Origin of the sequence: Streptomyces muensis (assembly GCF_021474425.1) — a bacterium.
Taxonomy (GTDB): domain Bacteria; phylum Actinomycetota; class Actinomycetes; order Streptomycetales; family Streptomycetaceae; genus Streptomyces; species Streptomyces muensis.
The window spans coordinates 25,379-38,281 of the sequence record NZ_JAKEIP010000028.1; the positions used below are offsets into that span (position 1 = coordinate 25,379).

10 protein-coding genes are annotated in these 12,903 nt (G+C 71.3%); 5 read left to right on the forward strand and 5 right to left on the reverse strand.

What is annotated here, in order from left to right:
• Nucleotides 1-40 precede the first annotated feature (40 nt).
• On the forward strand, nt 41-1,273 hold the full coding sequence (locus tag L0P92_RS10675) for a DUF4032 domain-containing protein (protein ID WP_234762296.1): 1,233 nt from the start codon (nt 41-43) through the stop codon (nt 1,271-1,273).
• A 14-nt stretch (nt 1,274-1,287) separates the two neighbouring features.
• On the opposite strand, the gene L0P92_RS10680 is transcribed toward L0P92_RS10675, so the two are convergent.
• A complete protein-coding gene (locus L0P92_RS10680; protein ID WP_234762297.1) occupies nt 1,288-2,160 on the reverse strand; it encodes a universal stress protein in 873 nt (290 codons plus the stop codon).
• Nucleotides 2,161-2,221: 61 nt separating this feature from the next.
• Between L0P92_RS10680 and L0P92_RS10685 the strand changes: the two genes are divergently transcribed.
• The 4 genes from L0P92_RS10685 to L0P92_RS10700 all read left to right on the forward strand — a co-directional run bounded on the left by L0P92_RS10685 (nt 2,222) and on the right by L0P92_RS10700 (nt 6,183).
• The gene (locus tag L0P92_RS10685) at nt 2,222-2,578 is read left to right on the forward strand and encodes a VOC family protein (protein WP_234762298.1); all 357 of its coding nucleotides are present in this window, start codon (nt 2,222-2,224) and stop codon (nt 2,576-2,578) included.
• A gap of 118 nt (nt 2,579-2,696) precedes the next feature.
• Complete coding sequence (locus L0P92_RS10690; protein ID WP_234762299.1) at nt 2,697-4,373, forward strand: NAD(P)/FAD-dependent oxidoreductase; 1,677 nt, start codon at nt 2,697-2,699, stop codon at nt 4,371-4,373.
• Nucleotides 4,370-5,815, forward strand: a complete 1,446-nt coding sequence (locus tag L0P92_RS10695) for an ATP-binding protein (RefSeq protein WP_234762300.1) — start codon at nt 4,370-4,372, stop codon at nt 5,813-5,815. Before L0P92_RS10690 ends, L0P92_RS10695 begins: the two co-directional genes overlap by 4 nt.
• Nucleotides 5,812-6,183, forward strand: a complete 372-nt coding sequence (locus L0P92_RS10700) for a UBP-type zinc finger domain-containing protein (protein ID WP_234762301.1) — start codon at nt 5,812-5,814, stop codon at nt 6,181-6,183. Before L0P92_RS10695 ends, L0P92_RS10700 begins: the two co-directional genes overlap by 4 nt.
• A gap of 31 nt (nt 6,184-6,214) precedes the next feature.
• On the opposite strand, the gene L0P92_RS10705 is transcribed toward L0P92_RS10700, so the two are convergent.
• From L0P92_RS10705 to L0P92_RS10720, 4 genes are read right to left on the reverse strand one after another with little or no spacing between them, the layout of a single operon-like run.
• Nucleotides 6,215-7,417: an SGNH/GDSL hydrolase family protein gene (locus L0P92_RS10705; RefSeq protein WP_234762302.1), complete on the reverse strand. Its 1,203-nt coding sequence runs from the start codon at nt 7,415-7,417 to the stop codon at nt 6,215-6,217.
• Nucleotides 7,414-9,777, reverse strand: a complete 2,364-nt coding sequence (locus L0P92_RS10710; protein ID WP_234762303.1) for a glycosyl hydrolase family 95 catalytic domain-containing protein — start codon at nt 9,775-9,777, stop codon at nt 7,414-7,416. Before L0P92_RS10710 ends, L0P92_RS10705 begins: the two co-directional genes overlap by 4 nt.
• A 56-nt stretch (nt 9,778-9,833) precedes the next feature.
• Complete coding sequence (locus L0P92_RS10715) at nt 9,834-11,645, reverse strand: alpha-galactosidase D (protein ID WP_234762304.1); 1,812 nt, start codon at nt 11,643-11,645, stop codon at nt 9,834-9,836.
• A gap of 33 nt (nt 11,646-11,678) precedes the next feature.
• Nucleotides 11,679-12,857, reverse strand: a complete 1,179-nt coding sequence (locus tag L0P92_RS10720; RefSeq protein ID WP_234762305.1) for an ROK family transcriptional regulator — start codon at nt 12,855-12,857, stop codon at nt 11,679-11,681.
• Nucleotides 12,858-12,903: the final 46 nt, after the last annotated feature.

Consider the following 12,903-nt stretch of genomic DNA (forward strand, 5'->3'; position numbering starts at 1 on the left):
GTGAGCTGACGATCACCGGCGAGGCGAGGACGAACGGCCCATGGCACTGCAGATCAGCGCGACGAACCCGGAGCACCCCGCGCTCCTGCTGGAGCTGCCCTGGCATCTGCCGCTGGAGCAGTGGCCGGACGACGTCCTGGTGCCGCTGCCGCGCGGCATATCCCGGCACGTGGTGCGCTACGCCCGGGCCGGCAACGAGGTCATCGCGGTCAAGGAGCTCGCGCAGCGCCCGGCGCTGCGCGAGTACGAGCTGCTGCGCGACCTGGACCGCATCGGCATCCCCGCGGTGGACCCGCTGGCCGTGGTCACCGGACGCCTCGACGGCGACGGCGGCCCGCTGGAGTCGGTCCTGGTGACCCGGCACTTGGGCGGCTCGATGCCGTACCGCTCGATGTTCGAGACGACGATGCGTCCGGCGACCATGCACCGGCTGATGGACGCGCTGGCCGTGCTGCTGGTCCGCCTCCACCTCGCCGGGTTCGCCTGGGGCGACTGCTCCCTGTCGAACACGCTCTTCCGACGGGACGCCGGTGCCTACGCCGCATATCTCGTGGACGCCGAGACGGGCGATCTGCACGCCCGGCTCAGCGACGGGCAGCGCGACTACGACCTGGACCTCGCCCGGGTCAACATCAGCGGCGAACTGCTGGACCTGGAGGCGTCCGGGGCGCTGCACCCCTCGGTGGACCCGATCGAGTTCGGCACCGAGATCTGCGCCCGCTACCGGAGCCTTTGGCAGGAGCTGACCCGCACCTCGGTGTATCCGGCGGGCAAGTACCACTACATCGAGCGCCGGATCCGCCGTCTGAACGACCTCGGTTTCGACGTGGCCGAGATGCAGATCGAGCACGCCACGAACGGCGACACCGTCACCTTCGTGCCCAAGGTGGTGGACGCCGGCCACCACCAGCGTCAACTGCTGCGCCTGACGGGCCTGGACACCGAGGAGAACCAGGCCCGACGGCTGCTGAACGACCTGGAGAGCTGGATGGCCACCCAGGACGACTACGCCCCGGGCGACCCCCTCGGCGCCCGCCCCGAGGTCCTCGCCCACCGCTGGGTGCGGGACGTCTTCCGGCCCACGGTGCGGGCCGTGCCGTTGGAACTGCGCGGTTCCATGGACGCGGCCGAGATCTACCACGAGCTGCTCGAACACCGCTGGTACCTGTCCGAGCGGGCGCAGCACGACATCGGCCTGGACACGGTGGTCGAGGACTACATCGAGAACATCCTGCCCAAGGCCCGGGAGACGCTGCAGCCGACGGACGACTGACACCGTCCGCCGCATCAGACCGGCGGTACGACCGCCACCGGGCAGGGCGCGTGGTGCAGGACGCCGTGCGCCACCGAGCCGATCCGGGCGCCGACGGCCGTACGGCGGGCGCGGCGCCCGACGACCATCAGCTGGGCCCGACCGACGACCGATAGCAGCACCTGCCCGGCGCTGCCCATCTCGACGTGCTCGACGACCTGGACGTCGGGGAAGCTCTCGCGCCACGGCTTCAGCGCTTCGCCCAGTGCCTTCTTCTCGTACGGCTCGAGACCGCCGGCCTCGTCCAGGAGCTTCATGGAGGCCGGGCTGTAGGCGAACAGCGGCGGCAGCGTCCAGGCGCGCACGGCCCGCACCGTCGCGCCGCGTGCGGCGGCGGTCTCGAACGCGAACCGCAGTGCGGCGGCGCTGTCGTCGGCGTCCCCGTGCTGGCCCACGACGATCTCGCGTCCGGCGGCCTCCGCGGACGCCTGGTCCCCGGCGCGAACCAGCACGACAGGGTTCTTCGCCCCGGCGATCACCTGCTGTCCGACGGAGCCCAGCAGGAACCCGACGACCGCGGCCTGGCCGCGCGATCCCAGCACCAGCATCTCGGCGTCCGCCCCGGCCGCGAGAAGCGTGTCCACGGAGCCGTCGTCGACGACGTCGGTCGTCACCTCCAGGCCCGGATGCCGCTCCGCGACGGAACGGGCGGCCTCCGCCAGGCCCTCCCGCACCCACTGGACCTGGGTGTCCGGGTCCCCCGCGTCGATCGCCTCGTGCGACTGGGGTTGCCAGGCGTGCACCACCCGCAGGGCCACCCCCCGACGGACCGCCTCCCGGGCCGCCCAGCCGAGAGCGGCGAGGCTCTCCTCCGAGCCGTCCACCCCTGCCGTGATCGGGCGCGTCATTCCGGCTGCCTCCTAGTGTCGTGGCCACGTCCTTGGGTCCAGTCTTCACTACGCTGCGCCCATGGCTCTGGAGTGGGAACAGGTGGTCGTCGACTCGGCCGATCCCGTGGCCCTGGGACGCTGGTGGGCCGAGGCGCTGGGCTGGGTGGTGCTGAACGACTCGGCCGAGGAATTCGAGATCCGGCCCGAGCGGAACCGCCTGCCCGGCCTGATCTTCGGGCCGGTCCCGGAGGGCAAGACGGTCAAGAACCGCCTCCACCTCGACTTCCGCCCGACCGACCAGGACGCGGAGGTCACCCGCCTCCTCGCGCTCGGCGCGCGCCACGCCGACGTCGGGCAGAGCGGCGCCGAGCCCTGGGTCACGCTGGCGGATCCCGAGGGCAACGAGTTCTGCGTGCTCGCCCCGCGGCGCGGCTGAAAAGCGTCGGCTCCCGCATACCCGAGCGAAGCGGGCGGATCGAACATACGATGGGCCGGAGTCGGCGCGGCGACGTGGAGCCGCCGTGCCCTGGTTCCGACCCCGGGGTGGGAGACGTATGGCACAGGCCGCCGACGCAGCGCGGACCGTCATCCTGACCGTGGACGACGACCCGGGCGTGTCCCGGGCGGTCGCCCGCGATCTGCGGCGGCGCTACGGCGCGTCGCACCGGATCGTGCGGGCGGAGTCCGGCGAGTCCGCGCTGGAGGCGCTGCGCGAGCTGAAGCTGCGCGGGGACCTCGTGGCCGTGATCCTGGCCGACTACCGGATGCCGCAGATGAACGGCATCGAGTTCCTGGAACAGGCCCTGGACGTCTACCCGGGTGCGCGCCGGGTGCTGCTGACCGCGTACGCGGACACCAGCGCGGCGATCGACGCGATCAACGTCGTCGACCTCGATCACTATCTGCTCAAGCCGTGGGATCCGCCCGAGGAGAAGCTCTATCCGGTCCTGGACGATCTGCTGGAGGCGTGGCGGCGCAGCGACTACCGGCCGGTACCCAGCACCAAGGTGGTCGGACACCGCTGGTCGGCGCGTTCGTCGGAGGTGCGGGAGTTCCTGGCCCGCAACCAGGTGCCCTACCGCTGGTACTCGGCCGACGAGCCCGAAGGACAGCGGCTGCTGGCCGCCGCCGAGCAGGACGGGCAGCGGCTGCCGCTGGTGATCACGCCCGACGGCACACCCCTGGTGGCGCCCGAGGCACCCGAGCTGGCCGCGCAGGTCGGGCTGGCCACGACGCCGACGGCCGACTTCTACGACCTCGTCGTGATCGGCGGCGGCCCCGCGGGGCTCGGTGCGGCGGTGTACGGGGCGTCGGAGGGGCTGCGTACGGTGCTGGTGGAGCGTTCGGCGACCGGCGGGCAGGCCGGGCAGAGCTCCCGGATCGAGAACTACCTGGGCTTCCCGGACGGCGTGTCGGGCGCCCAGCTCACCGATCGGGCGCGGCGGCAGGCGGCGAAGTTCGGCGCCGAGATCCTCACCGCGCGCGAGGTGACGGCGCTGGAGGTCAGCGGCGCCGCACGCGTCGTACGGTTCTCGGACGGCTCGGCGGTCGCCGCGCACAGCGTGATCCTGGCGACCGGCGTGTCGTACCGGCAGCTGCAGGCGCCGGGCTGCGACGACCTGACCGGCTGCGGGGTGTACTACGGGTCGGCGCTGACGGAGGCGCCCGCCTGCCAGGGGCAGGACGTGTACATCGTCGGCGGCGCCAACTCGGCGGGCCAGGCGGCGATGTACCTGTCGCGGGGCGCGAAGTCGGTGACGCTGCTGGTGCGCGGCGAGTCGCTGGCGGCGTCCATGTCGCACTATCTGATCCAGCAGATCGACGAGGCGCCGAACATCTCGGTGCGCACCCAGACGGTCGTGGAGTCCGCGCACGGCACCGGCCATCTGGAGCAGCTGACGCTGCGCGACGTGGACAGCGGGCGGACCGAACTGGTCGACGCGCAGTGGATGTTCGTGTTCATCGGCGCGGCCCCGCTGACCGACTGGCTGGACGCGACGGTGCTGCGGGACGAGCGCGGGTTCATCCTGGCCGGGCCCGATCTGACCGCCGACGGACGGCCGCCGGCCGGCTGGGAGCTGGACCGGCCGCCGTACCACCTGGAGACCAACGTCCCCGGCGTGTTCGTGGCAGGTGACGCGCGCGCGGAGTCCGCCAAGCGGGTCGCGTCCGCCGTAGGAGAGGGAGCCATGGCCGTGATGCTCGTCCACCGGTATCTGGAGCAGTCATGAGCGGGCAGTTGATGCCGTGCAACCCGCAGGAGATCGGGGCGCTGTTCCTGTTCGAGAAGCTCACGCCCGAGCAGCTCGGCAGGCTGTGCAGCGCGGGGCGGGTGGAGCGGTTCGAGCCGGGGCCGGTGTACACCGAGGGTGATCCCGCGACCTGCTTCTACGTCATGGTCGAGGGCACCGTCGTGCTGTCCCGGCGGGTCGGCGGCGACGACGTGGAGGTCAACCGGACCTCTCAGCGCGGCGTGTACTCCGGGGCCTGGCAGGCCTATCTCGGCGATCGGGTGCCGCAGGTCTACAACAGCTCGATGCGGGTCACGGAGCCGACACGGTTCTTCGTGCTGCCCGCCGAGACCTTCGCGGAGGTGATCCGCGAGTGGTTCCCGATGGCCCTGCATCTGCTGGAAGGTCTCTTCTTCGGTCAGAAGAGCACCGAGCTGGCCGTCAACCAGCGCGAACGGCTGCTGGCGCTGGGCTCGTTGTCCGCGGGGCTCACGCACGAGCTCAACAACCCCGCGGCGGCGGCCGTGCGGGCCACCGCGACGCTGCGGGAGCGCGTCGGCAAGATGCGGCACAAGCTGGCGATCATCGCGCAGGGTTCGTACTCCCCCGAGGTGATGGCCAACCTCATAGACATCCAGGAGCGCACGGCCGAACGGGTCGCGAAGGCACCGACGTTGAGCCCGCTGGAGGCGTCGGACCGGGAGGACGCCGTGACGGACTGGCTGGACGACCACGACATCCCGGACGGCTGGCGGATCGCGCCCACCTTCGTACAGGCCGGTCTCGACGTGGACTGGCTGGACCAGGTCGCGGCGGCGGTGGACGAGGAGATCCTGCCGAGCGCGATCGGCTGGCTCAACTACACCGTCGAGACCGAGCTGCTGATGGACGAGATCAACGACTCGACCACGCGCATCTCGCATCTCGTCGACGCCGCCAAGCAGTACTCCCAGCTGGACCGCGCGCCCTTCCGGAACGCCGATGTGCACGAACTCCTCGACAGCACCCTGATGATGCTGTCGGCCAAGATCGGCCCGCAGATCAAGGTCGTCAAGGAGTACGACCGCACGCTGCCGAAGATCCCGGCGTACCCGGCCGAGCTCAACCAGGTGTGGACGAACCTGATCGACAACGCGGTCTCGGCCATCGACAGCGCGGGCGGCGAGGGGACGTTGACCGTGCGGACGGCCCCCGATCACGACCGGCTGCTGGTGGAGTTCCGGGACACGGGTGTCGGGATCCCGGCGGAGCACCGGGGGCGGATCTTCGATCCGTTCTTCACGACGAAGCCCGTGGGTGAGGGGACCGGGCTCGGTCTCGACATCTCCTGGCGGATCGTGGTCAACAAGCACCACGGGACCATCCAGGTGGAGTCGGAGCCGGGCGACACGCGTTTCCAGGTGCTGCTTCCGCTCACATCGGCCGAGGAGGAGACCGCATGACCAGCGACCAGGACGGCCGGTCCGACAAGGGAATCGACCCGAGCGTGCCGCCGAGCGGCAGCGGGTGCGTCGAGTGCGACGAGGTCGGCGGGTGGTGGTTCCATCTGCGGCGGTGTGCGCAGTGCGGACATGTGGGGTGTTGCGACAGTTCGCCCGCGAAGCACGCGACAGGGCATTTCCGACAGACCGGACATCCGTTCGTGCAGAGCTTCGAGCCGGGTGAGAGCTGGTACTGGGACTACGCGTCCAACGAGATGTACGAGTCGGGACCCGAACTGGCCGCGCCGGTGAGCCATCCGGCCGAGCAGCCGGCACCGGGGCCCGCGGGGCGGGTGCCGGCCGACTGGGCGAAGACACTGCGGGGTTAGAACCCCCGAACACCCGGGTACCGGCCGCGGTTCAGCGGCCGGTGTCGCACTCCAGGGCCGTCAGGTCGACGGCGTCGGCCATCGCCTGCATGCCCTTGTCGTTGGGGTGGATGTGGTCGCCGCCGTCGAGGGCGGGCAGCATGCGGGCGGGGTCGTAGGGGCTGCGCAGGACACGGTCGAAGTCGGTGACGGCGTCGAACAGGCCGCCGTCGCGGATGAACCCGTTGACCTCCTGCCGTACGGCTTCGGCGGCCGGGTCCCATTCGTGCCAGCCCTTGAAGGGGCCGACGGTCGCGCCGACGACGCACTTGCCGGCCGCGTGCGCCCGCCGGACGATCTCGCGGTAGCCGGTGATCAGGTCGTCCGCGGTGACGCCGGTGTGGGCCTTGATGTCGTTGACGCCCTGGAACAGGAACACGGTGCGTATGCCCGGCTGGGTCAGGACGTCGCGCTCCAGCCGGTTCAGAGCGCTCTGGCCGGGGCCGTCCGCGAGGACCTTGTTCCCGGCTATCCCTTCGTTGGCCACGCCCTTGACGGCGGTGTCCGTGCGCTGCAGGCGGCGGGCGAGGTAGTCGGGCCAGCGGCGGTTCAGGTCGGCGGTGGACTGCCAGCCGTCGGTGATGGAGTCGCCGAGGGCGGCCACCGCTCCGGTGCCGGTGGGGGCGCGTACGGAGACGGCGTCGAGGTAGAACCAGGAGCCGGTCGGGATGGTCCAGGCGGCGCCGCTCTCCTCGGCGGTGTGGTCGCCCTGGGTCGCGTACGACGACTGCAGGGCCATCCAGTGGCCGCTGGCCGGGCCGCCCGCGTCGGGGCTGTGCAGGCTGACGACGAGGTTGGTCGCGGCGGGCAGCCTGCCGGGCAGCGGGTCGCTCCACACGGTGGCGCCCGCGGGCACGGTGACCGTGTGCGCGCCGCCGAAGGTCATGCGCCGGTTGCTGCCGGGCCGCAGCTCGGCGCCCTGCTTCTGGATGCCGGCGTAGACGCTGTCGAGGGTCAGCGGCCGGTCTCCGAAGGCATTGGAGAGCCGGACGCGGACGCCGGTGCCGCCCACGCTGGTGCGCACCACGAGCCGGTAGCCGCGGCCCGCGACGCCGTCGGCCATGCGGTCGGCGCTCGCCGCCCAGGTGACCACGCCGCTGGGCTCGGCGGTCGCGTCGGCGGGTGCCTCGGCGGCCTGGGACTGGCAGGCGACGAGGGTCAGCAGGACGACGGCCAGCGCAGGCGCGGCCCTCACCGGGCGAGGTCCCTCAGCGTGACGGAGGCGCCGGGCCGCAGGGTGACCGTGCGGGACACCTCGCCGTACGCGACCGTGGTGGTGCGCCCGCCCACGCTGTGGATCCGTACCTCGGTCGGTCTCCCGTCGCGCCAGCGCAGGTCGACCTCGAAGCCGCCGCGCGCGGCGACGCCGGTGACGAAGCCCGAGGCGGCCCAGGCGTCGGGGAGCGCCGGGAGGAGTTCGATGTGGCCGGGTCGGGAGTACAGCAGCATCTCCGCCATCGCGGCCGGGGTTCCGAAGTTGGCGTCGATCTGGAAGATGCCCCGGCCGCGTTCGGCTTCGTAGATGTCGAAGAGGTTGGGTGCGGTGCCGTTGCTGCCGGCGGTCGAGGGGCGGAGGTTGTCGACGACCAGTTGGTAGGCGTTCTCCGCGTGCTTCAGGCGTGCCCAGCACAGGCTGCGCCAGGCGTTGGCCCAGCCGAAGCTCTCCATGCCGCGCGCGGTGAGCAGGGCCGTGGCGCCGGCGACGATGTCGGGCGGGGTGGAGCCGTCGGGGCGGATGCGGTCGCCGGGGAACAGACCGACGAGCGGGGACAGGTGGCGGTGCGTGGTCTCGCCCAGGTTGTCGGGGGACATCCACTCCTCCAGCCAGCCGGTGGTCTCGCTGACCCGGGGCAGGTACAGCTTTCTGCGCAGTGCGGCGACCGTGGCCGCGTAGCCGGTGTCGGTCCGCAGCTCGGCCGCCGCGGTGCAGTAGCTCCCGAAGAGCGCCCACACCAGTTCCTGAGCGTAGGTGATGCCCTTGGCGTCGAGCGGGCCGTGCTCCGGAGACCAGTCGCTGTCGGCGATGAGCACCTCCTTGGAGGTGCCGGGGAGCGTGGTGGTGAGCAGCCGCGCCTCCCAGAACTCGCAGGCGCCCTTCAGCAGCGGATAGATCTTCTTCAGGTGCTCCCGCGACCCGGTGTACTCGTAGTGCTCCCACAGGGTGGCGCACAGCCAGGCGTTGCCCGCCGGGTGCCACCACCAGCCGCCTCCGCCGTGGGGGTTGGTGGAGATGGCGACGGTCCAGCCGGCGTTGCGGCCGGTGGAGTTGCGGTAGCGGTTGCGCGGGTCGTTGAACAGGCGGCGGGTGGTGTCGGTCCAGGACGGGAGCTGGGCGAGGCAGTAGTCGGTGAGGGCGTCGAAGCACGGGGACAGACCGGTGCGGTCGGCCATCCAGTAGTTCATCTGGACGTTGATGTCGGTGTGGTAGTCGCCCATCCAGTCCGGGTCGTTGCCGTCGAGCCACAGCCCTTGCAGGGCGAGGGGAAGGCTCCCGCGCGAACCGGAGATCATCAGATAGCGGCCGAAGTGCAGGTAGGCGGCCTCAAGTTCGGGGTCGGGCACGCCGTCCCGGGCCCGCGCCCGGAGCCGTTCCCAGGTGTCCAGGGAGCGTTGCTCGGCGGACGACGTGCCGAGGGAGAGGTCCATGCGCCCGAACAGGTCGTGGTAGTCGGCGACATGGGTGCGCAGCAGGGTGTCGGCCGAGTGGGCGGCGGCGTCGCGGACCTTGGTGCGGGCGAGCCGGTGCGGGTCGAGGGACGGATCGCGGTAGCCCTTCGCCGCGTCCGGCGCGTAGTCGGTTCCGCCGCTCACGACCACCGTCAGCTCCCGGCACCCGGCGAAGTCGATCCGCGACCCGCTGACGGTGACCCGGCCGCCGTGGCCGTACGTGGTGACGGCGGCCCCGTAGCGCAGACCGTTCGGGAGGGCCGCGCCGAACGACACCGCGGCGTCCTCGCCATGCGTGCCCTCCAGCACGACGGTGCCGGTGTAGTGGCCGCCACCGCTCTGCGTGAAGTGCAGGACGATCACGTCGTCGGGCCGGCTGGCGAAGATCCGTCTGCGGTACGTCACCCCTGAGCGGGTGTACGACGTGGTCAGCAGCCCCTGTGCCAGGTCGAGGGTGCGACGGTAGCCGTGGACGGCGGAGAGGTCGTGGTCGGGGAGGGCGACGGTGAGTCGGGCGAGGAGCGTGAAGGAGCCGAAGTCGTCGCGGCCGTAGGGGAACTGGCCGTCGGCGTCGAGGGTGTCGTTGAGGCCGCCGGTCCACATCGTGGCGTCGGTGATCAGGAGGAGTTCGCGGCCGGGGTCGCCCGAGACGAGGGCTCCGAGGCGGCCGTTGCCGACGGGCAGCCCCTGCTCGATCATGGAGTGCTCGTCGGCAGGGGCCTGCCACCAGAGCCGGTGGCGTGAACTGCCTTCACTGACGGGCGAGTTCGCGGGGCGCTGCGGTGCGGCCGACGCGGTGAAGGCGGGCAGGGTGGTGAGGGCGCCGCTCGCCGCGGCGAGGGCGAGCAGGCCGCGTCTGGGCAGGCGGGGGTTCGGGGCGGTGTCCATGGCGGGCTCCTGGCGGTCGTGGGCGGGCGCCGTGGGTGTGTTCAGGAGGGCTGTGTTCAGGAGGACTTCGGTACGTCGATCCGGTCGATGTCGGGCGCGTAGCCGGTGCCGCTGTCGAAGGTGATCGTGTTGGTTCCGGCCCTCAGCTTCACCGGCACATGAACGCTGTTCACCGTGGCCCAGTCGCCGGTGGAGGCGAACTTGTGCGAGGTGGCGCCGCCTCCGTCGGCGGACACCAGGACCGACCGGGAGTCACCGCTGACGTAGGCGACCTTGATCTGGTAGATGCCGGCCTTGGGCACCACGACGTCGTTGACGCTGACCTTGCCGCCTGTGTAGAGGTTGCCGACCTTGCGGCCGTCGGAGCAGGCCGAGCAGTCGGCGACGGAGGCGTTGCCGCTCAGGGTGCCCGCCTCGGCCTCGTAGGCGGTCCAGGCGAGGTCCGTGCCGCGCGGGGTGACGGTGAACAGCCGGGAGCCGTGCGCGGGGAGGGCCTGGGTGATCTTGTCCGAGTAGCTGCCGAGGTTCTCCTTGTTCCACACGTCGCGCACCGAGGCCTTGCCCTTGAAGCCGAGGGTGGACCAGTTCGCGGTCACCGCGGCCGGTGCGTCGGAGAGGTTGAACAAGGCGACGGTGTAGGTGCCGTTCGGGTTCTTCGCCGCCCACACCTGCTGCGGGTCGGAGGCGGTGACGGGCTCGGCGGGCGGGGCGCCGCTCTGGTTGATCGCGATGACCTCGCGGTCGGTCAGCAGTTTCAGGCCGTAGGAGTCGAGCCTGGTGAGGTCGTCGCCGGTGAACAGTGGGGACTTGGCTATCGCCCAGAGGGTGGCGTAGCTCTGCCGCTCGGCCTTGGTGAGGCCGTCCATCTCGCCGTTGCCGACATTGAGGGAGTCGAGGTCGTTCCAGCCGCCGGGGCCGGCGTGGTCGGTCCAGGCCGGGGCGTCGTCCCAGCGGTCGTCGACGGAGTTCTCCCAGCTGACCAGGGTGTTGCAGTAGCACTCGACGTCGGTGTCGATGCGCCAGCCGTTGGAGTACTTCTTCCAGTCCTCGACGTGCCCGTGGTCCAGGGACCAGGACAGCTCCAGGTGGATCGGGCGGCCGGCGGTGGCGATGGCCTTCTGCCAGGCGGCCACGTCGGCGACGTTGTCGTAGTTGTCGCCGCTCTTGAACGAGCCGGGTCCGACGCCGTCGAGCTTGAGGAAGTCGTAGCCCCAGTCGGCGAACAGCCGCGCCTGGGAGTCGATGTACTTCTGTGCGCAGGGGTTCGAGAAGTCGATCTTGTAGGCGCTGTCCCAGCCGTTGGTGGTGCGCAGGTCGTCGTGGACGATGTCGCCGGTCGTGCAGCCCTCGGCGTTCCAGATCGGTGTCTTTCCGTCGCCGTACGCGCCCTTCTCCAGGCCGACCGGGAGGTAGATGCCGGCCTTGAGTCCCTTGGCGTGGATGCGGTCGGCGACGGCCTTCATGCCGCTCGGGAAGCGCTCGGGGTCGGCCTGCTGACGGCCGTACCGGTCGAACCGTGGCTTCCAGGACCAGTCCATCCACCAGCCGGCGTCGATGTTGACGTACTCGTAGCCGAACTTCTTCAGCTTGGCGGCCATCGCGTCGGTCTGCTTGAGGACGTTCGCCTCGGACAGGTAGCTGTAGTCGCCCTTCGGGTTGAGGCCCGGGTACTTCGACGACTGCATGGTCCAACTGGTCCAGCCCATGTAGGGCTTGGCGGCCACCTCGGTGGATGTCGTGGCGGCCGGGGGCGCGGTGGTGTCGGCCCGGGCGGTTGGGACGGCGGCGGTGACTCCGGCGGCGAGCGCCAGGACGACCACGGCTCTCAGGGTGCGTGCGGGCAGGGCGGAGTACGAGGATGACCGCATGGGTCGTACCTCCAGGGTGTGGTGTCAGCGGCTCTACTGCTGTTGGTCTGCTCTGATGAAGGACTGGATCGCGGTGGCGGCGGCACCGCGCGCCCACTCCTCGAAGGGCAGTGGGCGGGTCTGCAGGTCGCACTGGGCGGCGGAGCCGAACGCGGCCGCGGTGAACGCTTCGCGGATCTGTTCGGCGAACAGGTCGTGGGCGGCGAGGCCCTCGCCGGAGATGATCACTCTCTCGGGGCCGAGCAGGTTGGCCACGGTGGCGATGCCGCGGCCGATCGCCTCGCCCGCGCGCGCGTAGGCCTCGCGGGCACCGGTGTCGCCCTGGTGGGCCAGTTCCACGGCGGCGGCGGTGTCGGTGACCTCGACGCCCGTGGTCTCGCGGATCCGGCGGACGATCGCGGCGTCCCCCGCGATGGCCTCCACACAGCCGCGGTTGCCGCAGTGGCAAGGCGGTCCTGCCGGGTCGACGGTCACATGTCCGATCTCCCCGGCCACCCCCTGCGCCCCGGCGACCACCCGGCCGTGCACCACGAGCCCGCAGCCGATGCCGGCGCCGACCGTCACCACGGCGAAGTCGGACAGTCCCACGCCGGCGCCGAACCACTGCTCGGCGACGGTGAGGGCCCGTACGTCGTTGTCGACGGTGACCGGCAATCCGGTGGTCGCGGCGGCGAGTTCGGCGAGCGGCACCTCCCGCCACTCCAGGAAGGGTGAGTAGCGGACGACGCCGGCGCCACGGTCGACGTCACCGGAGACGGCGATGCCGAGACCGAGGACGGGTACGCCCAAGTCACCGGCGGCGGTGAGCAGTTCGCCGGTGAGCTCGGCGACCGAGGCCAGCACGCCCTTCGGGTCCCGGTCCGGGAGCGGGGCGTGCCGGGCGACGCGGATCCGGCAGCACAGGTCGGTGAGCACGCCGATGATCTCGTCGCCGGTGACCTTGACGCCGATGAACAGTGCCCGTCCCCCGTCGACCCGTACCGGGTTGGCGGGGCGGCCGAGGGCGGGGCGGGCCGGTTCGTCCGCGTCCTCCACCAGGTAGCCGGCCTCGATCAGCGGCCGTACCGCCTTGGTGACAGCGGCCGGGGACAGCCCCGCCCGCCGCGCGACCTCCAGGCGGGTGAGCGGCCCGTGGGACAGGACCGTGGTGAAGATCTGCGAGGCGGCCGGCGTGTTCGCGGGGAACGTCTCGGCGCGGCGGGTCGAGGACATGTGCGGAACCTATGACTCTTAATTTCCGCCGTCAATAAAAGAAGCA

What these genes read in the sequence shown, in the direction of transcription:
- L0P92_RS10690 (WP_234762299.1), top strand. Translation starts at nt 2,697, where the DNA reads ATGGCACAGGCCGCCGACGCAGCGCGGACCGTCATCCTGACCGTGGAC.
- L0P92_RS10675 (WP_234762296.1), top strand. Translation starts at nt 41, where the DNA reads ATGGCACTGCAGATCAGCGCGACGAACCCGGAGCACCCCGCGCTCCTG.
- L0P92_RS10695 (WP_234762300.1), top strand. Translation starts at nt 4,370, where the DNA reads ATGAGCGGGCAGTTGATGCCGTGCAACCCGCAGGAGATCGGGGCGCTG.
- L0P92_RS10720 (WP_234762305.1), bottom strand. Translation starts at nt 12,857, where the DNA reads ATGTCCTCGACCCGCCGCGCCGAGACGTTCCCCGCGAACACGCCGGCC.
- L0P92_RS10685 (WP_234762298.1), top strand. Translation starts at nt 2,222, where the DNA reads ATGGCTCTGGAGTGGGAACAGGTGGTCGTCGACTCGGCCGATCCCGTG.
- L0P92_RS10710 (WP_234762303.1), bottom strand. Translation starts at nt 9,777, where the DNA reads ATGGACACCGCCCCGAACCCCCGCCTGCCCAGACGCGGCCTGCTCGCC.
- L0P92_RS10680 (WP_234762297.1), bottom strand. Translation starts at nt 2,160, where the DNA reads ATGACGCGCCCGATCACGGCAGGGGTGGACGGCTCGGAGGAGAGCCTC.
- L0P92_RS10715 (WP_234762304.1), bottom strand. Translation starts at nt 11,645, where the DNA reads ATGCGGTCATCCTCGTACTCCGCCCTGCCCGCACGCACCCTGAGAGCC.
- L0P92_RS10700 (WP_234762301.1), top strand. Translation starts at nt 5,812, where the DNA reads ATGACCAGCGACCAGGACGGCCGGTCCGACAAGGGAATCGACCCGAGC.